The 23,004-nt window shown below is 61.6% G+C and carries 20 protein-coding genes, 1 tRNA gene and 1 pseudogene; 6 read left to right on the top strand and 16 right to left on the bottom strand.

Annotation, left to right across the window (positions count from 1 at the left end; translation table 11 throughout):
* Positions 1-34: 34 nt before the first annotated feature.
* The 4 genes from LRS06_RS02020 to LRS06_RS02005 form a co-directional block, all read right to left on the bottom strand.
* Positions 35-1,393: an Eco57I restriction-modification methylase domain-containing protein gene (locus tag LRS06_RS02020; protein WP_374679438.1), complete on the bottom strand. Its 1,359-nt coding sequence runs from the start codon at positions 1,391-1,393 to the stop codon at positions 35-37.
* Positions 1,353-3,839 (bottom strand): hypothetical protein, encoded by a 2,487-nt coding sequence (locus LRS06_RS02015; RefSeq protein WP_257869934.1) that lies wholly within the window; start codon positions 3,837-3,839, stop codon positions 1,353-1,355. The genes LRS06_RS02020 and LRS06_RS02015 overlap by 41 nt, the downstream gene beginning before the upstream one ends.
* 132 nt (positions 3,840-3,971) lie before the next feature.
* Positions 3,972-4,505, bottom strand: a complete 534-nt coding sequence (locus LRS06_RS02010; protein ID WP_257869933.1) for an MOSC domain-containing protein — start codon at positions 4,503-4,505, stop codon at positions 3,972-3,974.
* A gap of 334 nt (positions 4,506-4,839) precedes the next feature.
* Positions 4,840-5,493: a VIT1/CCC1 transporter family protein gene (locus LRS06_RS02005; RefSeq protein WP_257873361.1), complete on the bottom strand. Its 654-nt coding sequence runs from the start codon at positions 5,491-5,493 to the stop codon at positions 4,840-4,842.
* A 174-nt stretch (positions 5,494-5,667) separates the two neighbouring features.
* Here LRS06_RS02005 and LRS06_RS02000 point away from each other — a divergent pair, with 174 nt between their 5' ends.
* The 3 genes from LRS06_RS02000 to LRS06_RS01990 all read left to right on the top strand — a co-directional run bounded on the left by LRS06_RS02000 (position 5,668) and on the right by LRS06_RS01990 (position 6,777).
* Positions 5,668-6,201 (top strand): Dps family protein, encoded by a 534-nt coding sequence (locus tag LRS06_RS02000; RefSeq protein WP_257869932.1) that lies wholly within the window; start codon positions 5,668-5,670, stop codon positions 6,199-6,201.
* Positions 6,131-6,316 carry a ferritin-like domain-containing protein gene (locus LRS06_RS01995; protein ID WP_257869931.1) on the top strand — a complete coding sequence of 62 codons (186 nt, stop codon included), beginning with the start codon at positions 6,131-6,133 and terminating at the stop codon, positions 6,314-6,316. Before LRS06_RS02000 ends, LRS06_RS01995 begins: the two co-directional genes overlap by 71 nt.
* 379 nt (positions 6,317-6,695) lie before the next feature.
* A tRNA-Leu gene (locus LRS06_RS01990) sits at positions 6,696-6,777 on the top strand.
* A 213-nt stretch (positions 6,778-6,990) separates the two neighbouring features.
* Here the strand turns inward: LRS06_RS01990 and LRS06_RS01985 are convergent.
* The 6 genes from LRS06_RS01985 to LRS06_RS01960 form a co-directional block, all read right to left on the bottom strand.
* On the bottom strand, positions 6,991-8,586 hold the full coding sequence (locus tag LRS06_RS01985) for an NFACT RNA binding domain-containing protein (RefSeq protein WP_257869930.1): 1,596 nt from the start codon (positions 8,584-8,586) through the stop codon (positions 6,991-6,993).
* A 36-nt stretch (positions 8,587-8,622) separates the two neighbouring features.
* Positions 8,623-9,150: a hypothetical protein gene (locus LRS06_RS01980; protein ID WP_257869929.1), complete on the bottom strand. Its 528-nt coding sequence runs from the start codon at positions 9,148-9,150 to the stop codon at positions 8,623-8,625.
* A gap of 103 nt (positions 9,151-9,253) precedes the next feature.
* Positions 9,254-10,021, bottom strand: coding sequence for an MBL fold metallo-hydrolase (locus LRS06_RS01975; protein ID WP_257869928.1), 768 nt, complete (start codon positions 10,019-10,021; stop codon positions 9,254-9,256).
* Between the two features lie 120 nt (positions 10,022-10,141).
* Positions 10,142-10,519: a response regulator gene (locus tag LRS06_RS01970; RefSeq protein ID WP_196954812.1), complete on the bottom strand. Its 378-nt coding sequence runs from the start codon at positions 10,517-10,519 to the stop codon at positions 10,142-10,144.
* Between the two features lie 65 nt (positions 10,520-10,584).
* Positions 10,585-13,842 carry a PAS domain S-box protein gene (locus LRS06_RS01965; RefSeq protein WP_257873360.1) on the bottom strand — a complete coding sequence of 1,086 codons (3,258 nt, stop codon included), beginning with the start codon at positions 13,840-13,842 and terminating at the stop codon, positions 10,585-10,587.
* An 8-nt stretch (positions 13,843-13,850) separates the two neighbouring features.
* Positions 13,851-14,651, bottom strand: a complete 801-nt coding sequence (locus tag LRS06_RS01960) for a PAS domain-containing protein (RefSeq protein WP_257869927.1) — start codon at positions 14,649-14,651, stop codon at positions 13,851-13,853.
* A 139-nt stretch (positions 14,652-14,790) separates the two neighbouring features.
* Here LRS06_RS01960 and LRS06_RS01955 point away from each other — a divergent pair, with 139 nt between their 5' ends.
* Positions 14,791-15,945: a glycosyltransferase gene (locus LRS06_RS01955; protein WP_257869926.1), complete on the top strand. Its 1,155-nt coding sequence runs from the start codon at positions 14,791-14,793 to the stop codon at positions 15,943-15,945.
* Between the two features lie 19 nt (positions 15,946-15,964).
* Entirely contained in the window at positions 15,965-16,867 is a 903-nt protein-coding gene (gene miaA / locus LRS06_RS01950) for a tRNA (adenosine(37)-N6)-dimethylallyltransferase MiaA (protein ID WP_257869925.1), read from the top strand.
* A gap of 93 nt (positions 16,868-16,960) precedes the next feature.
* Here the strand turns inward: miaA and pfkA are convergent, their stop codons facing one another.
* On the bottom strand, positions 16,961-17,932 hold the full coding sequence (gene pfkA / locus LRS06_RS01945) for a 6-phosphofructokinase (protein ID WP_196954809.1): 972 nt from the start codon (positions 17,930-17,932) through the stop codon (positions 16,961-16,963).
* Between the two features lie 266 nt (positions 17,933-18,198).
* Here pfkA and LRS06_RS01940 point away from each other — a divergent pair, with 266 nt between their 5' ends.
* A complete protein-coding gene (locus tag LRS06_RS01940; protein ID WP_257869924.1) occupies positions 18,199-18,600 on the top strand; it encodes a TerB family tellurite resistance protein in 402 nt (133 codons plus the stop codon).
* Positions 18,601-18,608: 8 nt separating this feature from the next.
* Here LRS06_RS01940 and LRS06_RS01935 read toward each other — a convergent pair whose 3' ends face one another.
* The 5 genes and pseudogenes from LRS06_RS01935 to LRS06_RS01915 form a co-directional block, all read right to left on the bottom strand.
* Positions 18,609-19,808 carry an aspartate aminotransferase family protein gene (locus tag LRS06_RS01935; RefSeq protein ID WP_257869923.1) on the bottom strand — a complete coding sequence of 400 codons (1,200 nt, stop codon included), beginning with the start codon at positions 19,806-19,808 and terminating at the stop codon, positions 18,609-18,611.
* 96 nt (positions 19,809-19,904) lie between these two features.
* Positions 19,905-20,366: a hypothetical protein gene (locus LRS06_RS01930; RefSeq protein ID WP_257869922.1), complete on the bottom strand. Its 462-nt coding sequence runs from the start codon at positions 20,364-20,366 to the stop codon at positions 19,905-19,907.
* A 23-nt stretch (positions 20,367-20,389) separates the two neighbouring features.
* The gene (locus LRS06_RS01925; RefSeq protein WP_257869921.1) at positions 20,390-20,827 is read right to left on the bottom strand and encodes a hypothetical protein; all 438 of its coding nucleotides are present in this window, start codon (positions 20,825-20,827) and stop codon (positions 20,390-20,392) included.
* A 31-nt stretch (positions 20,828-20,858) separates the two neighbouring features.
* Positions 20,859-21,410 (bottom strand): RNA polymerase sigma factor, encoded by a 552-nt coding sequence (locus tag LRS06_RS01920; RefSeq protein WP_257869920.1) that lies wholly within the window; start codon positions 21,408-21,410, stop codon positions 20,859-20,861.
* A gap of 591 nt (positions 21,411-22,001) precedes the next feature.
* A pseudogene (locus LRS06_RS01915) lies at positions 22,002-22,747 on the bottom strand (IS5 family transposase).
* Positions 22,748-23,004: the final 257 nt, after the last annotated feature.

The raw sequence follows: 23,004 nt of genomic DNA, 5'->3' as shown, positions 1-23,004 counted from the left end.
AAACCGGCCGGCGGCGCAAAGTGCCGCGCCGGGGCTAGGCCGTGAGCAGGGCCGTTTCCTGGGGCGTGAGGCCGTAGAGCCCCGCCACCAGGGCATCTATCTGCTGCTCCAGGGCGGTGGTATCGGCGGTGGGGGCGGCGGCTTTGGCGGCCAGCACCTGCTCCACCAGGGCCGCTATTTCGGCTTGCTGCTCGGGCGTGGCGGCGGGGATGGGAAGTTGGGAGAGATTAATCGGTAGGTATTCATAATAGCCGTTGGCTTTTGTAGCGCCTATTGCTTTGTAGCAAAAATCAGTGGGTCTTGAATTAAGTACTCCTACCAAAAAATTGTCGTTTAATGGAATAATAGTTGTCTTATTATTTGAAAAATAGCCCTGTTTATCAATCGTATATGGAGCGTTCTGCGAAAAGTTTGCAATCATTATTTTGGGTTGTTCAAATATGGCTTTAATCTCTGGTCTTGCTCTTTCTAGGGCATACCAAGGATAGTTACCCTTCTTTACTTCGGAGCGTGCCGAAAGCTGTTCTTGATATTGAAGTAAATGGGTTTTAATGGCTGGGAACTTATCCAGTTCAAACTTCCAGTCGATATACAGTAGGAAAGTGTTGGAAGCTGGTTGCCGGTAGCGTTTTACATCCCTGCCTGATAAAAACGGCTTAATAAATCCTACTGATTTTGGGTCGTCGGCAATAAGAGCTTCTCGCGTTGCTGCGTCAATAACAAAAGCTTCATTAAAGCCGGTTTTTACCCCGTTATAAATCTTTCCACCCACATACTCGCCCAGGGGCGTACCGGCCCCACGCAGCTTTTCCAGTAGCTGTTGCTGTTCGGCGGCGGCGAGGCTCCAGGCTTCTTCGGAGAGGCGGGCGGTGGGCATGTCGGTGGTGGCGGCCTCTACTACTGCCTCAAAGCGGGTGGGGTCGGTGCCCAGGGTAGTCAGCTCGGCCACGCGCACGGTGGCGGCTTGGGGGGCGCGGCACACGCTCAGGATGTTGGGGTAGGTGGTAGCCTCCGGGAACACGGGCAGGTCGCCGAAGTCGAGCAGCTCCACCAGCTGGCGCTCGGGCTGGAGCAGGTAGCGGCGCAGGCCCTGGCCGTAGCCGGCGCGCAGCCACTTGTTGTTGGTGATAAAGCTCAGCTCGCCGCCGGGGGCCAGCAGGCGCAGGCCCTGCTCGTAGAAGTACACGTAGAGGTCGGCGGTGCCGGCGGCCGTGTCGTAGCCGGTTTTGAGGTGGTTTTTGAAGGCCGGGGCCAGCTCCTCCTGCCGGATGTAGGGCGGGTTGCCCAGCACGGCATCGAAGCCGCGGAAGGAGCCATCGGGGTGCAGCAGCTCCGGGAACTCGAAGCGCCACTCAAAGGCGTCGCGGTAGAGGGCGCCCTGCTCGCGGTGCAGGCGCTCGGCCTCCAGCTTTTCCAGGTTCAGCTGGGCGGTGGTGCGCTTGGCCCAGGCGTCTTCCTCCGTCAGGCGGGCTTTGCCAAACAAGTCGGGCTTGGCATCCAGCTCGGCGCGCAACACGTCTTCTTTGGCCCGGGTTATTTTCTTCAGGAGCGGGTCGTGGAGTTGGATGCTGGTTTTGAACTGCTCCTTCAGGCGCACCAGGAACTCCTGGAGCTCCTGCTTGGCCTCGCGGCCCCTGGCCGAGAAGAAGGCGGCAAAGGCGCGGCGGTAGGCGGCCACCGAGGTATCCTTGCGCCGGAACACCTCCGTGAGGTCGGCCCCCCAGGGCATAGCGGCTGATGAGGGAGTTGCCGGCGCGCACGTTCAGGTCGAGGTTGGGCAGGGTTTCCAGCTCGCGGTACTGGCTGGCGGGGGTGTAGTAGGCGTGCTTGAGCAGCTCAATCCAGAGGCGCAGGCGGCAGATGCGCACGGAGTTGGGGTTGAGGTCCACGCCGTAGAGGCAGTGCTCTATCAGGTGGCGCTTTTCGCGGAACAGGGCGCTTTGCAGGCGGGTATGGTCGCGGCCCACGTGGCGGGTGCCGTCGGCCGCCAGGCGGGCGTGGTACTCAAAGAGGGTGTCGTCTTCGTCGCTGGTCACGGCCAGCTCGTCGCGGGCCACCGTGAGGGTGTAGCGCAGGCGCTTGCCCTCGTCGTCGAGCAGCAGGCCCAGCTCGCTCTTGATGGCCAGCAGCTCGTTGAGGGCACTCACCAGGAAGTGGCCCGAGCCCACGGCCGGGTCGCACACGCGCAGCTCGTTGAAGGCCTCGCTGAACTCGGGCCGCTTTTTGGGCTGGTCGTCGAGCCGCTCGCGCAACTCGGCCACGGTGTCGGCTTCCAGGGCGAAGCGCGCCTGGAAGTGGCGCACCACGGCCCGGCGCAGGGTGTGGCGGCACATGTACATGGTAATGAAGCCGGGCGTGTAGAAGGAGCCGTCCTTGTACCCGTTTATTTTCTCGAAGATGAGGCCCAGCACGGCCGCCGAAATCAGGGGCCGGTCGTCGTCGCGCACGGTTTCGGAGCCCTCGGAGGCAAAGTCGTAGGCATCGAGAAAGCGCAGCAGGTAGGTGAGGGCCGCCGGCGCGGGGCCCCCGGTTTCCTGGCGCAGCACTGAGCGGCTGGTCTTGCCTTTGGCCAGCAGGGGCAGCTCGATGCGGTCATCGAGGCCGGAAATGCGCAGCGTGACGCGCTCCAGGGCCGAGGGCTCAAACAGGGAGGAGTTCAGGTAGGGCACCTGGTGGTACTGGGCCGCCTCGGGCCCTTCCCGCTCGGCCGGCGGGCGGTTGAGCACCCGGTAAAAGAGCAGGTTCAGCTGGTCGTACTCCTTGAGCTGGGCGGGGTCGAGAAACCGGAAGGGCGCCTCGTGGGGGGCGTGGTAGCGGCGCAGCTGGCCCTCCAGCAGCTTCAGAAACAGCAGGCGGCTCACCCAGGTCAGGCACAAGGCCAGGCCCACTTCCTGGGCCTGCTGCCCGGGCGCGTCGCCGTAGGTAGCCAGCTCCTCGGGGGGCAGGTTGCGCAGCATGTCTTCGGCGCGCAGCTGCACCAGGGTATTTTCGAGCAGGGAGCCGCGCTGCCGGCGCTCGGGGGCGCAGCGCTGAATGAGCTTGCGGCCCTTGTCCTTCACTTCCTCCAGGCCCATGAGGTAGAGCAGCTCCTCGTAGAAGGCCCGGTTGAGGGTGTTGGCGTCCTGGGCAAAGGGCTCCTTGAGCAGGTGCGGGGCCGAGAAGAGCTTGCTGAGCCAGAGCAGGCCCCGCTCGCCCAGGGGCTTGCGCTGGTTTTTCTCGTCGCGCGGGTCCAGGGAGAAGTAGGTGAAGCGCACCTCGGCCTCCGATTTTTCCAGCAGGGCCCGGGCGTGGTCGTAGAAGTACTTGGTGTCGCCGCCGGTGGTCTGGCCCTGCTTGTGCTTCTGGAAAAAGGTGCGCAGCTCGGTATTCTTCCAGAACACCCGGTCAAAATCGTGGGCGTCGAACACAAACCACTCGTAGCCGTTGGTGATGATGAGCTGGCGCAGCTCCTGGGCTTCCTGCTCGGCGGTGCGCTCCTGGAAGTAGTAGAGCAGCAGCTCGTGCAGGGCCTTGCGGTTGAGGTTGTCCTTCTGCACCATCTCCGCCTTGTTTTTGGCGTGCTTGAGCTCGAAGATGATGCCGATGGGGTCGGAGACCTGGGGGCCGGTGTGCATCACCAGGTCGCGCTTTTTGCGGGAGTTGAGGTAGTTGGCAAAGCCGGCGGCCTGCAAAAAGCGGCGCAGGGGCTCTATAATATCGGCCTCATCGGCCTGGGCATCCAGCTCGGTGAGCAGCTGCCCGCGGGCGGCCTCAAAGGCGTCCAGGGTAGCCCGGGTTACTTTCTGACGACGATAAGCTAAATCAAGCGCCTGGGAGGGCAGTACGGCTTTATACTTCATAGACCGGCAAGATACGGAGCCGGGACAGGGGAAAAAACGCGGGCGGGGCGGCTAACTCAGCGCGCCGCCCCCAACTCCCGGACGCAGAGGCCGGAACTGTTTTCGGGCGGTTACCCGGGGCGGTATTCCCGTTCAGGCGTTTGGCTCGCCCATCTCCACCACCCGCACCGCGTCGCCCACGCGCAGGGTGCCGCCCTGCACAATGCGGGCCGTGAGGCCACCGTGCCCGCGCATGGCGTTGTAGCCACCGGGGCCCAGCTCCTCCTCCATGCGGGAGCAGGGGTGGCACTCGCCCGTAATTTCCAGCACCACTTCCTCGCCCAGCCGGATGCGGCGGTTTTTGAGGGCCAGCAAATTCAGCCCGCTCACCACCAGGTTGCGGCGCAGGCGGCCGGGCTCCACAGGCTCGGGCAAACCCAGATAGCCGGCTACGGCCGCCAGGTGCTCGTGCTGGATAAGGGTAATCTGCCGCTTGCCCCCGGGCTTGGGACGGGCATGGTCGCCCAGCAAGTGGCGGTCGGTTTCCACGGTGGCCTCGGCCACGCTCTGCAGGGGCGCGCGCCGGGCCGGGCGCAGGCCAATCCACTCCACGCGGCCGGTTTGGGGCAGGGTAGCCAGCAGCTGCGCAATTTTCGATTTGTCGTCGCCAAAGAAAGGGAAAGCCATTTTATGTAATGTGGGTTGAATGTGGGTAAGGTGGGAAATGTGGGAAATGTGTCATTGCGAGCGGAGCGAAGCAATCCGTCCTGAGCAGCGTAGAAAGCCCTGAAATGTGGTTACGCTGTCATTGCGAGGCGGAGCCGAAGCAATCCGTCCTGAGCAACGTGCTCAGCCCCGAGACGTGACAAGCCTCTGTCGTCTGCGCTGGCGTCAGGAGCTTTGTGGTAGAAAAACGGGTCTGGTGTTGCCCAGGACGGATTGCTTCGCTCCGCTCGCAATGACACATTTCTCACATTAGCGAAGCGCCCCCACATTAGCACATTCAACCCACATTAGCCCATCAGCCGCCTATCCAGCGGGCGACGAGGAAGGCGGCGCCGGCGGCCAGGGCTCCGATGCCGGCCATGCGCAGGGCGCCCAGCACCGGCGGCTGACCAATGAGGCGGCTTTTGAGAAAGCCAAATACCAGCAGACAGAGCAGCGTAATCACCGCCGACCACAGCAGCCCCTCCCGGGGCGTGGCCGTGAAGAAGTAAGCCGATAGGGGTACCAGGCCGCCCAGGGCATAGGCCAGCCCAATGGTGAGGGCACTTTTGCGGGCCTGCTGAGGATCGGGCTTTTCCAGCCCCAGCTCGTACTTCATCATAAAGCGCACCCACTGGTCGGGGTCGGCGGTGAGCTCCTGCACCGCCTGGGCGCGGGTGGAGGGTGAGAGGCCCATTTCGGCCAGCAGCTCGTCTACCTCGGCGCGCTCCACGTGGGGCACCTCGGCCACTTCGCGGTATTCGCGGGCTAGCTCGGCCTGGTAGTGCTCCACCTCGGTGCGTCCGGCCAGGTAGCCGCCCAGCCCCATGGCAATGGAGCCGGCCACAATCTCGGCCAGCCCGGCCGTAATCACCAGCGCCGACGAATCCACGGCTCCGCTCAGGCCGGCCGCCAGCGCAAAGGGCACGGTAAGGCCGTCGGACAGGCCGATGACGATATCCTGGAGCATGACCGAGCTGGTGAGGTGCTCCTCGGGGTGGGGGGTGCTGGTGCTGCATGGCAAGTAAATCTTTGAAAAAGGAAAGTAACGGGTTTTCCTCAACCCCAGGGAGCAGGCTGCGTAAGAAAAGCCCGGCCGCTCCTGTTGAATAGGCAGCGCGCCCGTCTCACTCCGAATCCCATCATGGCAACCAAAACCACTGCTCCCAAAAAGCCGGCCGCTCAGCAAAAAGCCGCCGCAGCCTCCAATGGCCGCGCTGCCGCGCCCAGCGTGCAACCCATCCTGAACCAGCAGTTCAACGCCCCGGCGCCCCTACAGAAGTACGGCACCGTGTCGCAGCGCCTGCCCATCGGCCTTGATGCCGAAACCCGCCAGGAAAGCGTGAACATGCTCAACCAGCTGCTGGCCGATACCTGCTCCATCCGCGACATGTACAAAAAGCACCACTGGCAGGTGGTAGGCCCCACGTTCTACCAGCTGCACCTGCTCTACGACAAGCACTACGAGGAGCAGGACGCCCTGGTGGACATGATTGCCGAGCGGATCCAGATCCTGGGTGGGGTAGCCGTAGCCATGGCCGCCGATGTGGCCGAGCTAACGAGCATCCCCCGTCCCCCCCAAAGACCGGGAAGAAGCGCCCGTGCAGGTGTCGCGCCTGCTGGAAGCTCACCAGATCATCCTCAAAAACTGCCACGAATACGCCGAAAAAGCCGATGAGTCCGGCGACGACGGCACCAATGACCTGGTGGTAAGCAACGTGCTGCGCACCAACGAACTGCAGGTGTGGTTCGTGTCGGAGCACGTGGTAGATACCCCGCTGGCCCGGTCGTAAGCACGGCTTTGTACCGTAAATATATCAAACAGCCCGGCCGGATGGTCGGGCTATTTGCTTTTTGGGTTGGATGGATTTCAGCGTGAGAGAATTTGTTGAAAGACGCTTATGAAGTCAGGGTGGAAGGAGGGTAGCGGCGGCCGCCGGGCACCAGAATGCCGGAGTACCGGCCTCACACAAAAAAAAGCGTGTGGGCTTATAGCTGAGAATGAGCCGCAAGGGTCGGTGACGGGGCCGCCAACGCGTGCGTAAAGCCAAAAAAATAAGGTTCAGGCTTGCACTGGTGTGCCTCAGTGCCTACTTTTGCCCTCGCTTCGCCGCCTCACCGAAGCCGGAAACATAGGTTTCTGTCCTGCTTGCCGATTTCGCCTTCTTTTTTGCGCACGTGGTGAAACTGGTAGACACGCCATCTTGAGGGGGTGGTGCCTTCGGGTGTGGGAGTTCGAATCTCCCCGCGCGCACGCAAATTCAAACACGACCCGCTCTGGCCTCGCCGAAGCGGGTCGTGTTGTTTTAGTCCCGTTCCGAAGAGAGGCAAGAAACATAGTGGGGGCGGGGACGAGCCCCCGCCCATCGTTGAGCTGCTAAGGTATCTATCGTTCCCCGGCGGGCGGGGGCAAGCCCCGCACCCTACCTCGCGGCGTGTATAAAACCTGTCAGACCTGCCTCAGCGTCTACTCTCGCTCGAAGGGGTTGGCGGGTACTACCAGCAGCACCTTTTCCCGCTCCACCGCCACCGAGCCGGCTACTGCGCCTTTGGGCTTGCGCACAAACTTCTTGGGCGTGATAGTGACGGGGCAGAGCGAGTCGTTTTTGCGGCGCGAGTACCAGGCGGCCAGCTGGGCGGCGCGCTCCTGCACGGGCTCCGGCACCGGGTGGCCCGGCCGCTGCCGAATCACGACGTGGGAGCCGGTGACATCCTTGGCGTGCAGCCAGAGGTCGTCCTTATGGGCATAGCGCTGGGTGAGCAGGTCGTTGTTCTGGGCGTTGCGACCGACGAGGATAGTGAAGCCGCTGTCCTCAAATACCTTGAAAGGCAACTCCTGGGCCGCCGCTTTGGTGGCCTTAGCGGCATCGAGGCCGTGCTGTTTGCGCCAGGCTCGTAGGGTACGCAGCTCATCGGGCGGGAGGGCCGCCAACTCCTCCAGGCGTTCCAGGGCCGCAAAGGCTTCGGCTTCGCGGCGCTCGGCCCGCTCCCGAAGCTGACGGGTTTCCAGCTGCTGATTTTTGGCTTTGCGGTAGAGGTTTTGGGCGGTGCGCTGGGGCGTTTCGGTGGTTTTGAGCTTGATGGTGCGTGCCTCACCGGTCAGGTAATCTTCCACCTCTACCTCCGCGGCGCCGGGCGCAATCTGGTGCAGGTGGGCCATAATCAGGTCGGCGGTGTGGCGGTAGCCGGCCTCGTGCTCCAGGGAGTGCAGGCGGCGGCGGGCGTGGCCGGCACTGGTGCTGGCTTCCTCGGCGCGCTTTTCCAGCTGCTGGCGCACCTGGCGCAACTCGGCTTCGTAGGCCCGGCGGCCCTGTAGCAGCGGCACAAAGCGTCGTAAGGCCGCCACAGGGTCGGTGGCGGGCAGCGTGGCTTCCACCTCGCCCACGGGCAGCAGGCTAAGCCGCGTGCGGCCCTCAACCCGCACGATGTAGAAAGCGGTGGGCTTCTCCAACTGCTGCACCACGTCGCGCACCAGCCGCCACTTTTCGGGGAGCGGCGCGGCCTCGTAGCCGTGGGCCCGCAGAAACAGGGGCGGCAGGTCGCCGAGGCTGGGGTAGGCCTTAAGCGGATTCTGCGGTGGGCTTTCCTGGGGTGTCTCCGTTGCGGGAGCTACCGGCTGGGTTCTTTCCGGCGAGCGGGGCAGCAGCTCCGCATCGGCGGCGTAGCGCTGGTGGAACAGCTCGGCCGGGGAATCGAACGCAGGGCGAAAAACGGCGTTGGGGCGGGTGCTGTACAGCTTCAGCAGCAGCGTGGCCCCACCCCGGAAGTTGAGTTGCAGCACCCGGTCGTGCGGCCAGGCCTGCACAGAGTCCAGGCGCCGCCCCAGCAGGCCGGGCAGCAGATCCACGGAGTTCTGGCGGGCGCGGTGAAAGGTTTCGGGCAGGGCGAGCAGGGCGCCGGCCGCGGCCAGGTGCAGCTTCAGCCAATACTCCGCCGTGCCGTTGGTCAGGCCAATCACCAGCTCATCCTTGTCCTGCGAAAAGCACGTGGCCACGGTGTAGCCCGCCAGCTGCCGGGTAAGGGCCGGGGCCAGTTGCCGCAAGAAATAGTAGTTGATGTGCATGGGGAATGAGGGACGAAAGAGGAAAGCCAGCGGCTTTTAGCGGGATAGACCGAAGGTTATAGGAAGAACCAAGGTGTCCTGGGCAGCCGCCGGCGCGAAACGCAACGTGCCGAATGTTCGAATGGCTGACTGCTCCAGCAAGCTGACGGATTCAGCGGAATACTCATTCCCATCCTTGCTAAACTCCCTGCTTACGAGCGTAGCGGCCAGGGTGCCATCAGGTTTGATTATGAGTTGGAATACGAACCGAGCGGAAGAGGCCAAGGATTCATAGGTTTTGAAATTCTGCCGCAAGAAAGTGGGCGGCACTTGTACGCGTCCAGCCACTGTCTGCAGAAATCTTTGGTACTCAACAAGCCGGTTGACGGAATCGGCCAGATTCCAATAGCGCGGAAATAATAGCGGCGGCCTTGGCGTACTGTTGGATCTATACGGCGTAACCGGCCGATGAACAATCAGCGGTGAGCCCGGACTGGTATACACTCCATCGGTAGTGCGTTGTGCCACACTTTGGAAGGCACAACCGAGCAGGCTGATGATGAGGTACACTGGTTTATCAACCATAGCTTTTCTCTCCTAACGTCTAGCAGAGCAAAATCTTATTCGGCTCTAAGAGTGGCCGAGCCGCAGTGCATTAGCTATGCTATAGTTCTGCGGTCATCTACCTTCACAAATCCACCCGCAGCCCATCGTATGCCAGCCGGATAAACGAAGGCAGAGTAGCTTCGACTTCCCGGTGGCGGCCCAGCTGGTGGCTGATGTGGGTAAGGTAGGCCCGCTTAGGGGCCAGGTCTGTGAGGATGTCCACGGCTTCCTGCAGGGTGAAGTGCGAAATGTGCTTTTCGTGGCGCAGGGCGTTGAGTACAATCACCTCTGAGCCGCGCATCTGTTCCAGCGCCGCCGGGGAAAGGTGGTTGGCATCCGTGACGTAGGTGAAATTGCCAACGCGAAAACCCAGCACCGGCAGCTTGTAGTGCAGGGCCCGGATGGGCTCAAATGGCACACCTTCCACCAGAAACGTTTCCGTATCGCTCAGGATCGGGTGCAACTGCACCTGCGGGATGCCGGGGTAGCGGTGCTCGGCAAAGATATAGGCGTACTCCTGCTTCAGTTGCTCCAGCACCCGGGGCTCGGCGTACACGGGCATGTCCTGCTGCTGGCGGAAGTTGTAGGCCCGGATATCGTCGAGGCCGGCGGTATGGTCTTTGTGTTCGTGGGTGAACACCAGCGCGTCGAGGTGCTGGATGTACTCGCGCAGGGCCTGCTGCCGGAAATCGGGGCCCGAGTCGATGATAATGCTTTTGCCTTGCACCTGCAGATGCACCGATACCCGCAGCCGCTTGTCGCGGTAGTCGAGGGAGCGGCACACGGCGCACTGGCACCCAATCACGGGCACGCCCTGCGATGTGCCTGTTCCGAGGAAGGTTATCTGCATAGAGGGGACTTAGGGACTTGGGGGCTTGGGGACTTGAGGGTTTGGTTGACATTCTGAAAAACAACGTTTCGTAGAACGTCAACCAAGTCCCTAAGCTCCCAAGTCCCCAAGTCCCAAAAATTATCCGACGTACTGCTTCACCACGCGCACAAGGGCGTCGAAATCGAGAGGCTTGGGCAGATAGTCCGTCACGCCGGCCTCGCGGAACTGCTCCATGGAGTAGTTATTGGCGTTGCCAGTAATGGCAATAACGGGAATAGCAGCAATGCGCGGGTCGGTGTGGCGGCGGATTTCGCGGGTGCACTCCATGCCGTCCTTCACGGGAATGTTGATGTCCATCAGCACGCAGTCGATGGGCTGGGCTTCCACCTGCTTCATTACTTCGCCCCCGTTTTTGGCGGACACGATTTTATATTTCTGAAGCTCCAGAATTTTCTTGGTCAGATTCAGAATTACGGAGCTGTCTTCGGCAATCAGAATCGTCTTAGCGTCGGCCATGAGAAAGAGAGGAATAAAAGGGGATGGGGAGTGGAGAGTGAGAATGGCTTAAGTAATGCTACGGGCTAGTTTACCCCGGTCAGGGTAACGTAGGTTTCCGCAAAATGGCGGAAAAATTCTTGTAGTAGTGCAAAGTCCGATTTTACTTGGGCCATGTGGCCCTGCCGCACGTCGTGCTCCATCTTCTTGGCCATTTCGCCTAATTGGTTCAGGCCAAGCGTGAAGCCGGTGCCCTTGAGCTGATGGACGTGGGGCAGAATCTGCGAAAAATGGTCTTCCTGTAGCAGGGCGGCGGTTTCTTCGAGCAGCTGCCCGGCTTCCTGCTCGAAGTCGGCGTAAAGCTGGGCGGCAAATTCGGCCCCGCCGAGCTCCTGCAGCTGGTGCAGCACATCCACATCCAGGGCGGCGGCGGCGGCTACGGCCCCGGGCAACTCGGGCCCGAGTGCGGCAGGAGCATCGGCGGGCACCACGTGCAGCGGACGGGTGGGCGTTTCGCCGGCCGGCCGCCACCGGGCCAGCACTGTGTACAAGTCCTGCGACTTCACCGGCTTCGACACGTAGTCGTCCATGCCTTCCTGCACGAAGCGCTCCGCATCTTCCTTCATGGAATAAGCCGTCATGGCCACCACCGGCGGGCACTCCGCGCCCAGGCGGCGCCGGATTTCGCGCATGGCCGTCACCCCGTCCATTTCCGGCATCTGAATGTCCATGAAGATCAAATCGTAGCGCGTGCCGCTGGTAGCCCGGCTGATGGCCTCAAACCCGTCGCCGGCCACATCGATGCGGCAGCCCAGCTTTTCGAGCAGACGTTCGGCCACTTTCTGGTTGATGGGGTTGTCATCGACGAGCAGCACCTGGGGCACGGTGGCAAACCGCTCAATCTCCAGCTGGCTCCGGTCGCGGGAGGAGAGGCGCTGCTGCACAATCTCCTCCTCGTTGTGGGCCACCTGACAGCGAATCTCAAACCAGAACGTGCTGCCCTTGCCCAGGCGCGACTCCACCCCAATCTGCCCGCCCAGCATCTCGGCCAGCTGCTTGCTGATGGCCAGCCCCAGCCCCGTGCCCCCAAACGCCTTGGTAGCGCCGTTGTCGAGCTGGGTGAAGTTGGTGAACAGCAGCTTGGCGTTTTCCTCCGTGATGCCGATGCCGGAGTCCTGCACCTCGAAGCGCAGGGTGTACTCCTCCTCGGCCAGTTGGGCCGAGGTGACGGCAATGTGCACGCCGCCCTCGGGCGTGAACTTGATGGCGTTGGAGGTGAGGTTGCTCAACATCTGGAGCAGGCGCGTTTCGTCGGTGCGAATAAAGCGCGGCGTTTCCTGGCTGACGTGGTAGGTGAAGAGCAGGTCCTTCTGCTGGGCGCGGTTGGCAAACAGCGAATGAATCTTGTCGAGAGTATAGTACAGGTCGATGCCGGTGGGGTTGAGCACCAGCTTGCCCGCCTGAATCTTCGAGAGGTCCAGAATGTCGTTCAGAATGGCCAGCAGCGCGTCGGAGGACTTGCGCAGGGTGTCTACGTAGTCCTCCTGCTCCGGCGACGACACCGTTTGGTGCAGCAGGTCAATCATGCCGATGATGCCGTTCATGGGCGTGCGCAGCTCGTGGCTCATGTTGGCCAGAAACTGCGTTTTGGCGTGCAGGGAGGTTTCGGCATCGTCCTTAGCGCGTCGCAGGTCGTCCTGCATCTGCTTGAGCTCCGTGATGTCGCGCGCAATGCCCTCGGTGCCGGCCGGTCCATCCTTCACGCGCCGGGCGTTGATGAGTACGCTCACCGCATGGCCCGCCTTGTGGCGCATGTCGATTTCGTAGTTACGCACCTCATCCAGCTCCATAATGGCTTTGAGCAGCGCGTCGCGGTCGGCGGGGTTCTGGTAATAGTCGATGATGGGCGTGCCCACCACTTCCTCAGGCCGGTAGCCCAGCATATCGTACACCGAGGGGCTCAGCAGCGTGAGAATGCCCTGCCCGTCGGTGCGGTAGTACACATCCTGGAACGACTCAAAAATGGCGCGGAACTTCTCCTCCTGGGCAGCCAGCTCCAGCTGGGAGCTTTTCTTGTCGGTGATGTCGTGCGCGATGCCCGAAATTTCCTCGAACGTGCCGTCGTCCAGGTAAATAGGGTTGAGGTAGATTTCGCGCCAGCTTTCCTGCCCGCGCGCATCGCGCAGCTGCACCTCAAAGCGGCGCGGCTGCCCCTGAAAGGCCTTGCGGTAGTTCTCGATGAAAGCCGTGCGGGCCGGGGGCTCCATCATCGTCACGTCGGCCTGCATCAGGTTCACGTTCAGGGCGGGGTACACGCCGTTGCGCCGCAGGAAGTAGGCCGCGTAGTTGCGGTTGAAGGAAGTCAGCCGGGCCTGCGTATCTACCGACCACATCAGGTGGGTGCCACTCTCGAAGATGGCGTTCAGGCGCGCATTCTGCTTGTTGATCTGCACCTCATTGCGCTTGCGCTCAATGGCCAGGGCCACCTGGTTGGAAATAAAGTGCAGAATCTCAATGTCGGAGGAAGCGTAGGCGTCGGCCTTCTGGTAGTCCTGCACGGCAATAACGCCGATGATCCGGTCGCCCACGCTCAGCGGGGAGCAGAGCATCACCTCGGGCATGGAGCCAAAGGACGTAATGGTGCCGCTGCTGATCAGGTTCTGCAGGTCTTCGCGCAGCAGATACTGCGGCCGCCCCGTGCGAATGATGTACTCGGAAATGCCTGAGGAAAACGGCCGCGACACCAGCGTTTTCTCGCCCTGCGTGAACTGATCCACGAAGTAGGCAAACTGCAGCTGGGTGCGGTTGTCGTCGCAGAGCGAGATATAGAAGTTGTTGGTTTCGATGATCTTGCTCAGCTCCCGGTGAATGGCTCCGTAAAGCGAGTTCAGGTCCTTGGCGCTGATGGCCAGGTTGGCAATGCTGTAGTACACCTTCTGGAGCCGCTCCGCCTTGATGCGCTCCGTGATGTCGTGCAGAATGGCGCGGGTAGCCACGGGCTCATCACCCTGCCAGGAGCAGGAAATGGAGCCGATGAGGTGAACGGGCTTGCCGGTTTTGGTGAGAAACACGGTTTCCAGCTTGTTCACTTTCTCGCCCTTGTACAGGTTGCGCAGCTGGTACATCAGCTTGGCTTTGTAATAAGGATGCACCACGTCGGCCAGCGTGAGGTCGGGCAGGTCTTCGTCTTCGTAGCCCAGCTTTTCCTTCCAGGCCTTGTTCACGAACAGGAAGCGGTTGTCCACGCTCAGGTTCTGCACCAAGTCGTGGGCATTGTCGAGAAAGTCCTGGAGGCGGTTGCGGTTGTCGCTCAGGGCGCGGGCCGTCACCTGGCGGTCGGTCATGTCGCGGCCTACCAGAAAGATGCCGGTAACCTGGCCGGTGGCATCGTGGGCAAACTCGGCGTGCCAGAACACCATTCGCTGCTGCCCCGATTTGGTGGGAATAGCCCGCTCGTAGTAGTCCTGCAGCCGCCCCGTACGGATGCTGATATCAAAGGACTCGCGCCGCAATGTCCGCTCCCCGGGCAAAGAAAAAGGTCGTAGTAGCAATAGTTCAGCACTTCTTCCCGCCTGTACTCGGTGTACTCCAGAAAGTACTCGTTCACGTCCACCACGCGGGCCTCCAGGTCTACGAGCACGTAGCTCAGGCCCGAGCGACTCAGCAGGTCGCGCAGCTGGGCGCGGCCCTGCTCCAGGAGCTCGGCGGGCTGTGTTGGTGAGGCCGATAGTGCTTCCGCTTCCTCACGGCGAAGCGTGAGCTGAACCCGCAGGCCGGTAGGCAGCTCAATACGGTGCAGGGTGGCGCGGGCTGTGAGCGAAGTGTGGTCGGCGCGGTGGCCGCGCCAGCTTCGGGCAGCCTGCTGGCCGGTCTGGGCCGCGGCGAGAATAGCCAGCCGCAGCTGCTCGGGCGACGCCCACCCGTTTTCTGCCGCCTCGTTGTGGTCCGCCATGAAGCCCGTGAGGCCCGAGGAAAGCAGCACGGGACGCGTGGTACCCAGCAGCGTGAGGGCCGTGCGGTTGCAGTCGACCAGCGTGGCCTGCTCATCATAGAGCAGGATGGCGTCGTACGCTCCATCGAAAAGAGCCTGATACAGAGGCTCCTGAGCGGTTGGCGAGGCAGCCAGGGCAGGAGACGTAGGACGGGTGGCCATACGGGTAGAAGCGAACAGAAGAAGCACCCGGCGGAAAATAGCCCCCGCACGGGAGAGGTTGACTGCTTAAATTTGCTGAAATATCCCGAATCCGCCGTGTGCGGCCGCCGAATAATCCGGTATCGGGCTTTGCTTTGCCATGCCCCGCCTGCTTTTTACCGTCACCACCGACCTGAACTACGACCAGCGGATGCAGCGCATCTGCGGCTCTTTGGCGCAGCGCGGGTACGCCGTGCTACTGGTGGGACGGGAGCTGCCGCAGTCGTTGCCGCTCACACCGCAGCCTTACGCCCAGCACCGGCTGCGCTGCTGGTTTCACAAAGGCAAGCTGTTTTACCTGGAGTTTACGCTGCGGCTGCTAGCCTACCTGCTCACGCAGCGGGCCGCCGCCTGGTGTGCCATCGACCTGGATACGGCCCTGCCCGTGTGGCTGCGGGCGCGGCTAGGCGGGCAGCCGTTCGTGTACGATGCCCACGAGTTGTTTACGGAGTTGCCGGAAGTGGTGCGCCGCCCGGCCGTGCAGTGGGTATGGCGCCGCGTGGAGGCATTCATCGTGCCCCGAGCGCGGCTGGCGTATACAGTGGGGCCAGCGCTGGCCCGGCTGTTTGAGCAGCGCTACAACCGTCCTTTCGAAGTTATCCGCAATATCAGCCGCCTCGTCGAAGAGGCTGATATTGCCCCTGTTTCTGCCCCTGAAAACCCGTTTATTCTATATCAGGGAGCCTTAAATGAAGGTCGAGGACTGGAAGCCCTGCTGGATGCTATGCCGCAGGTTCGTGGCCGGCTGGTGCTCTGCGGGGAGGGCAACCTGTCGCAGGAGCTGCGGGCGCGGGCGGAGCGACTAGGATTGCTCGCCAGCGGGCAGGTGGCGTTTCGCGGGTACGTGCTGCCGGCCGAGCTGCGCCGGCTTACCCGGCAGGCCACGGTGGGCGTGATGCTGCTCGAAAACCTGGGGCTAAGCTATTACTATTCCCTGGCCAACAAATTCTTCGACTACCTGCACGCCGGCGTGCCCCAGGTAGTGGTGGACTTCCCCGAGTACCGCGCCCTCAATGAGCAGTACGACGTGGCCGACCTGATAACTGACCTGGAGCCGGCCACGCTGGCGGCGGCTCTCAACCGCCTCCTGCCCGGTGGCGACGCGGCCCACTACCAGACCCTGGCTCATAACTGCCGCCAGGCCCGCCGGGAGCTGAGCTGGCAGCACGAAGAAACCCGGCTGCTGGCACTGTTCGCCGCATTGGCGCCGCTGGGTGCTCCCGCAGCCACAACAGTGGCCGCTGTTATTTCCTGAATCGTTTTTCCGATAACCTGTGCAGCTGCATTCCCTGATTTCCTCCGCCGAGCCAACATTGCTGGTCATCACCGGGCCTACTGCCGTGGGCAAAACCGACCTATGCGTGCGGCTGGCACAGGAGCTTCGTACCGAAATCGTGTCGGCCGACTCGCGGCAGTTTTTCCGGGAGTTAACCATTGGCACGGCCAAGCCCACGCCCGCGGAAATGCAAGGCGTACCGCACCACTTCATCAACTCCCATAGCATTGCCGAGGAGTACAATGCCGGCCGCTTCGAGCAGGACGCGCTGGCTTTGCTGGCTGACTTATTCACGCGCCATTCCGTGGTGATTCTGACAGGCGGCTCGGGCCTGTATCTGCAGGCCGTCACGGAAGGATTTGATGTGCTGCCAGCCGTGGCGCCCGAGGTGCGGGCGCAGCTGCACGAGGAATTAGCCACCGAAGGCCTCACTCCGCTGGTAGCCGAGCTGGCCCGCCTCGACCCCGTTACGCACGCCCGCATCGACCAGCAGAACCACCAGCGCGTGCTGCGGGCCCTGGAAATCTGCCGGGGAACGGGGCAGCCGTTCAGCTCGTTTCACGGTACCAGATCGGCGGAGCCCCGGCCGTTTCGGCTAGTAAAAATTGCCCTCACCCGGGAGCGGGAGGAGCTGTACCAGCGCATCGACCAGCGCATGGACCTGATGTTAGGCCAGGGCCTGGAGGCCGAAGCCCGCGCCCTGTACCCGTACCGCCACCACAACGCCCTGCAGACCGTGGGCTACCAGGAGCTGTTCGGCTACTTCGAGGGGCAATACGATTACGCCGAGGCCGTGCGCCTGCTCAAGCGCAACTCCCGCCGCTACGCTAAGCGCCAGCTTACCTGGCTTCGCCGCGACCCGCAGTACCAGTGGCTGCACCCGGCGGAGGTGAAATTGTGAGATGGTGAAGTGGTGAGTTGATTTTCTGATTGCGCCACTTGCGCAGATTTCGCCGTCAGAACGTCAACTCACCACTTCACCATCTCACTGCTGCTAGACGCTCAGGATGTCCACCATGCGCATGAAGCTCTGGTTGATGAGCTTCTTCTTATAGATGGTGTCTTTGAAGGGCGTATACACCAGCTTGCGGTCTACGATGCCAGCCATTACGTTGCGCATGCCGTTCATAAGGCCTTCCACGGCAGCAATGCCGATCTGCGAGGCCAGCATTCGGTCGGCGGCGGAAGGGGCTCCACCGCGCTGAATGTGCCCGATAATGGTAACGCGGGTATCAAGCTGCGGAATGGCCTCCTTCACCTGCTTGGCCACGGCGTGGGCGTTGCCTTCCTCGTCCCCCTCGGCCACGATAACGATAAACGACGTTTTAGACCGGTCCCAGCTGGAGCGCAGGCTGTCGATGACGGCTTCGGTGGAAAGCTTGGTTTCGGGCACCATCACAATTTCAGCCCCGCCGCCAATAGCGCACGGAATGGCAATGTAGCCCGAGTCTCGGCCCATTACTTCCACGAAAAAGCACCGGTCGTGCGAGTCAGCCGTGTCGCGGATTTTGTCGATGGCCTCCAAGGCCGTATTCACCGCCGTATCGTAGCCAATGGTGTAGTCGGTGCCGTACAGGTCGTTGTCGATGGTACCGGGGGCGCCTACTGTCGGAATGCCGAACTCTTCCTCAAACAGGGTAGCGCCGGTGAAGGTACCGTTGCCGCCAATGGCCACCAGTCCTTCGATGCCGTTGTTCACGAGCTGGTCGAACGCCTGCTGGCGGCCTTCTTTGGTTTGGAACTTCTGCGAGCGGGCCGATTTAAGGATAGTGCCGCCCTTCTGGATGGTGTTGGACACGGAGGCCGAGTCTAGGCGCACAAACTCGCCCTTGATCATGCCGCTGTAGCCGCGCATGATGCCATACACTTCAATTCCGTGATAAACGGCCGTGCGAACCACGGCGCGGATGCAGGCGTTCATGCCCGGCGAGTCGCCGCCGCTGGTAAAAACTCCTATTCGTTTCATGTAAGTCTGGTGCCAAGTACTATGCAGGCGGCCACGGCAGCCCACGCAAATGTTGCGAAGTACGTTAAAATCAACTTGTAAATTGTGGAGTTGGCTGTTTTTTCGGCAATTCCGTATTGCTTCCTGAAGGCCGAACTGCTATATTCCACCTTGCGTCCTATGGCACGCGCTGCCGCTTCTTCTTTCTCATTTTCACCGTTTTAAGCACTCCCACTGCTATGTTTGGTTTTTTCGAAAGCGAACAGACGAAAAAAGTCAAAAGCCACTTGGCTAACCTGGTCGCGCTGGCCAAAGCTGATGGTCACATCGATGAGCGCGAAATGAATTTCATAGTGGCAGTGGGCAAAAAGAACGGCGTACGCGCCGACGATGTGCGTAATCTGGTGGCTCACGCCCACGACCGCACTATGCTCGTGCCCGATAACGACTCCGAGCGGTTCGACCAGATCTTTGACCTGGTGGACATGATGCTGGCCGACGGCGTGGTAGACGACAACGAAATGGACTTCTGCATTGATATGGCCGAGAAGCTGGGCTTCCGCAAAGCCATTGTGGGCGTGCTGGTGCGCAAAATCTCCCTGGGCGTGAAGGATGGCCTGCCCCGCGAAAGAATCAAAGAAGAGTCGCAGAGCTTCCTGAACTACAACGAAGGCCTGGGCCCTCACTAAGCTACCCGCTACTCTTGGTCCGTGACAAATGCTACGGCGCGCAGCAGCGCGGCGCAGGCTTCATCTATTTCCTCGTGGGTGATGGTAAGTGGAGGGGCTAGCCGCAGGGAATTGTCGCAGAACAGGAACCAGTCGGTGAGGATGCCTTCGTGGGCCAGCGCCCGGTCGATGATGGGCTTCAGCACTGCGAAAGACTCGAACTCCACGGCTATCAGCAGTCCGCACCCGCGCACCGCCTGGATGGCTGGGTGCCGCAAAAGCCGCCGGAACCGGGCGGCTTTTTCCGTGACGTCCGCCAGCAGGTTTTCTTCCTGAATGACGCGCAGCGTGGCCAGCGCCGCCGCGCAGGATACCGGATGCCCGCCAAACGTAGTCAGGTGCCCCAGAATCGGGTCCGACTTAAAGCCTGCCATAATTTCCTGAGGTGCGATAAACGCCCCGATGGGCATGCCGCCGCCCATGCCTTTGGCCGTGAGCAGAATATCGGGCTCGATGCCGAACTGCTCGAAAGCCCAGAAGGTGCCCGTGCGCCCGAAACCGCACTGAATTTCATCCAGAATCAGTAGGGCGCCTACCTCGGTGCAGCGCTGCCGCAGCGCCGTCAGGTAACCGGTTTCCGGTACCCGCACGCCCGCTTCGCCTTGCACCGTTTCTACAATCACGGCGGCGGTGTGCCGGGTAATCAGCTGCAGATCAGCCAGGGAGTTGAATTCAATGTGCTGCACGTCGGGCAGCAGGGGGCGGTAGCTGCGCTTGAAATCCTCGGAGCCCGTGACGGAAAGCGCGCCCTGGGTGGAGCCGTGATAGGCCCGGTGGCAGCTGACCAGCCCGGTGCGGCCGGTGTGGCGCTTGGCCAGCTTAAGGGCACCTTCCACGGCCTCGGTGCCGGAGTTGGTGAAGTACACGGAATCGAGGCGGGGCGGGAGAGTTTGGTGCAGGGCGTGGGCCAGCTCGGCCGGTGGGGCCTGCACCAACTCTCCGTACACCATCAGGTGCAGGTACTTATCGAGCTGCCGCTGAATGGCTTCGATAACGCGCGGATGCCGGTGCCCCACGTTGCTCACTCCAATGCCCGAAATCAAATCGAGGTAGCGGCGGCCCTCGGGCCCGTACATATACACGCCTTCGGCCCGCTCAATTTCAAGCAGCAATGGGAAATCGGAGGTTTGGGCCTGATGGCGCAGGAACAGCTGGCGGGGCGTAAGCATGCCGCAAAGGTACGCCAGCGGTGAGATAGTGAAATGGTAAGTTTGACGTTCTAACTGCGCAAGTGGCGCCAGCCGAACGTCAAACTCACCATTTCACTATCTCACCATTTCACTGCCGCCGCGGCGGTTGGCTACGCGCTGCAGAACCTGCTTGGTGAACTGGCGCTCGGCCACGAACAGGTTAGCCGTCTGGCGGATGCTGATGACTTTCTGAAACCGCTCGAAGTAGTCTTTTTCCAGATCTACTTCCTGCTGGCGCAGGGTCAGGGCCTGGCGCAGGTTGTCGCGCAGCTGCTGGTCGGTAAGGTTTTCGGGGCTGTCGGTGCGGAGCTGGCGCTGGCGGCGGTTCAGGTCGCGGCGCTTGTCGCTGTACTCGTTGTAGACCGGCCAGAAGCGCTGGGCCTGCTCCGGGGTGAGGGTCAGCTTATCAGTTAGGAAAGCAATTTTGGCGCTTTCAAGCTGGTTGAGCCGTTCGCCCCGGCGGCCGCCCTGGGCCTGAGAGGCTAATGGCAGCAACAGCAGCAAAGCCAGAGTGAGATAGTGAGAAAGGTATTTCATGTCAGCGGGAAGCAAAAGGCAAGTTAGAAGTACACTTCGTCGGCGGGCAGCGCGTCCAGCGCGTGTTGGAGCTCATCGGGCGTGGCCTGCAGATACGGTTCGTTGCCAAGGGCAACGGCTGCGGGCAGCTCCGCCAGGTCGGCCAGGGTCACGCGCTGGTCGGATGCCAGCAGGTACTGTACCAGCTCATCCTGCGGGACCTGCGCCAGCGAAATAGCCGCCACATCCGGCGTCGGGCTCAGGAAAAACGAGACTGCAAAGCCCCCCAATACTACCACCGAGGCCAGCGCCGTGCGCAGCGGCGCCGACAACGCCGTGAGCCAGCCCCAGGCTGGTGCGGCACTGGGCTGCACGCGCTGCATTACGCGGGCGGGCAGCTGCTCGAAGTAGCGGTCCGGGGGTGCGGCCAGCGGCGGGTGCGGCCGGCGCCGGTGTTCATCCAGACGGAAAGGAGTGTTCATAGGCGGTTAGAGGCGGCCGGGGGCGTCGGGTTTAATTGGTCAGGGAATGCTGGGTCACGTACTGCTCTACTTTTTTGACGGCGTGGTGGTAAGAGGCCTTGAGCGCGCCTACGGACGTGCCCGTTACCTCGGCCATCTGCTCGTAGGGCATTTCGTCGTAATAGCGCAGGTTGAACACCAGGCGCTGCTTGTCGGGCAGGCGCAGGATGGCTTTCTGCAGCTTCAGCTCTACTTCGTCGCCGGCCAACTGCTCGTCGGCTTCCAGCTTTTGTGCCAGCTCGGCGCCCACGTCGTTGAGGGGCAGGAAAAACCGGCGCCGCTTGCTTTGCAGAAAGCTCAGGCACTCGTTGGTGGCAATGCGGTAAATCCAGGTATAGAGGGAGGCATCCTGGCGGAAGCTTTCCAGGTGGTTCCACACCTTCACGAAGGTATCCTGCACCAGGTCATCGGCATCGTCGTGGTCGACCACCATCTTGCGCACGTGCCAGTACACCTTGCTCTGGTACTTGCGCACCAGCTGGTTGAAGGCCACGTTGCGGGAGGCCGGGTCACGAAACTTGATGAGGATTTCCTGATCTTCCAAGCAGGCGAAGGTAGGGTAGAGGCGGGCGGTGTGCAGGCTATTAGAGGCGCGGGGCGGGCGGGCGTTTAATCGGAGCTAGATAATTTTTCTGTAGCGGCGCCGATATTACCGGTTATGCACCATCTTACACCGGCCCATACTTATTCCTGAACAATACACTGAGAAGTTATTCTGTGAGTTTACTTAAACACTGTTTTCGGCATTTGAGTGTTTTTTGCCTGTTGCTAATAGGTTTTCGTGTGGTCGCACAGCCTGCTTCACTCAATAGCTTACCATCGGCACCGGCTGCACAACAGCTCGTTGCGACGGGGCCAGCAGGAATTTATTGGTACCACGTAACCAAAATAGACGTTGAGGATGCTCGACCTCAAGTATCCGACCGGCCGCTGAAGCTACCGCTGTTTTCGATGCCTGGCCAACTGGACCAGGTATGGCCCGTCCTAACACCCGAGCAACAGGTGCGTATGCAAACGTTGTTGCGCAACGGCTTTCATGGCGACGCTGGTACTCCTGCAACTACCTTGCGGTGTCAGGTCCGCGAAGCCTACCAGCTATTTGGAGCTACGCTTATCAGCGAAAATCTAGGAAGTGTTAACAGTCGCGCAACCAGAGCACGGTTGCGGCCAGATGAACAAAGGCCAGAAAATGCGCATCGAGCTTGTCGTAGCGCGTGGCCACACGGCGAAACTGCTTGAGTCGGCTAAAGAGCCGCTCAACGGGGTGGCGCTGGGCATAGCGGGCCACGTCGTAGGCGCGCGGGTGTCGGCGCTTGCGCCGAGGCGGAATCACGGCACAGGTGCCGCGGGCGGCCAGGGCCGCGACGAACTGGTCGGAATCGTAGCCACGGTCGGCCACGACATACGCCGGGCTCAACCCGTCGAGCAGCGGCAACGCCTGCGGGGCATCGTGCCGCTGGCCCGCTGTCAGGGCGCCGCGCACGAAACGGCCCCGCGCGTCGGCCACCGCGTGCAGCTTGCTCGTCAGCCCGCCGCGGCTGCGCCCGAGGGCTTGCGGCCCGTTTTTTTGCGTGCCCCGCTGGCATGCTGGTGCGCCCGCACGGTGGTGGAGTCCACCAGCAGCGTGTGCAGCGCGTCGTCCTGTTGCACAGCCGCCAGCACCCGGGCCCACACGCCGGAGGCCGTCCAGCGCTGGAAGCGCGTGTAGGTCGTGTGCCAGTTGCCCCATTCGGTCGGCAGGGCCCGCCACCGGCAGCCATTGCGTGTCAGCCACAGCACCGCCTCCACAAAGCGTCGATTGTCCTGACCCCGCCCGCCTTTGGTGCCCTCGCGGCCCGGTAGCAGCGGCGCAATCCGCGCCCATTGCACATCTGTCAGCATGTACTCCATACCCAAACTTAACACCTACTGTTAACACCTCCTAGAAATACGAGTAAGCATCCAGTTGGATCTACTGGACGCTGAGGGCAAGCTTATCCAAAGTATCGTCAGAGAGGAAAAAGTATTCCGTCGCCTCAATGATGTTAAGCATAGGCCCTTAGAACAGTTATACCAGATGACGTTGGATGCGGCCATATTTAATGGCCTCAAACTTTTGTTGGTGCAGACCCAACCTGAATAATCTAGAATATCGAAGA

Origin of the sequence: Hymenobacter sp. J193, assembly GCF_024700075.1 — a bacterium.
In the GTDB taxonomy this organism is placed as follows: domain Bacteria; phylum Bacteroidota; class Bacteroidia; order Cytophagales; family Hymenobacteraceae; genus Hymenobacter.
The sequence above is the reverse complement of the archived record's forward strand: the minus strand, read 5'-3'. Positions and strand labels throughout refer to the sequence as shown.

Coding starts and splice junctions, on each gene's coding strand:
- LRS06_RS02015 (WP_257869934.1), bottom strand. CDS start 3,839: ATGAAGTATAAAGCCGTACTGCCCTCCCAGGCGCTTGATTTAGCTTAT.
- LRS06_RS02010 (WP_257869933.1), bottom strand. CDS start 4,505: ATGGCTTTCCCTTTCTTTGGCGACGACAAATCGAAAATTGCGCAGCTG.
- LRS06_RS02005 (WP_257873361.1), bottom strand. CDS start 5,493: ATGCTCCAGGATATCGTCATCGGCCTGTCCGACGGCCTTACCGTGCCC.
- LRS06_RS02000 (WP_257869932.1), top strand. CDS start 5,668: ATGGCAACCAAAACCACTGCTCCCAAAAAGCCGGCCGCTCAGCAAAAA.
- LRS06_RS01985 (WP_257869930.1), bottom strand. CDS start 8,586: ATGCACATCAACTACTATTTCTTGCGGCAACTGGCCCCGGCCCTTACC.
- LRS06_RS01980 (WP_257869929.1), bottom strand. CDS start 9,150: ATGGTTGATAAACCAGTGTACCTCATCATCAGCCTGCTCGGTTGTGCC.
- LRS06_RS01975 (WP_257869928.1), bottom strand. CDS start 10,021: ATGCAGATAACCTTCCTCGGAACAGGCACATCGCAGGGCGTGCCCGTG.
- LRS06_RS01970 (WP_196954812.1), bottom strand. CDS start 10,519: ATGGCCGACGCTAAGACGATTCTGATTGCCGAAGACAGCTCCGTAATT.
- LRS06_RS01965 (WP_257873360.1), bottom strand. CDS start 13,842: ATGACCGACCGCCAGGTGACGGCCCGCGCCCTGAGCGACAACCGCAAC.
- LRS06_RS01960 (WP_257869927.1), bottom strand. CDS start 14,651: ATGGCCACCCGTCCTACGTCTCCTGCCCTGGCTGCCTCGCCAACCGCT.
- LRS06_RS01955 (WP_257869926.1), top strand. CDS start 14,791: ATGCCCCGCCTGCTTTTTACCGTCACCACCGACCTGAACTACGACCAG.
- pfkA (WP_196954809.1), bottom strand. CDS start 17,932: ATGAAACGAATAGGAGTTTTTACCAGCGGCGGCGACTCGCCGGGCATG.
- LRS06_RS01935 (WP_257869923.1), bottom strand. CDS start 19,808: ATGCTTACGCCCCGCCAGCTGTTCCTGCGCCATCAGGCCCAAACCTCC.
- LRS06_RS01930 (WP_257869922.1), bottom strand. CDS start 20,366: ATGAAATACCTTTCTCACTATCTCACTCTGGCTTTGCTGCTGTTGCTG.
- LRS06_RS01925 (WP_257869921.1), bottom strand. CDS start 20,827: ATGAACACTCCTTTCCGTCTGGATGAACACCGGCGCCGGCCGCACCCG.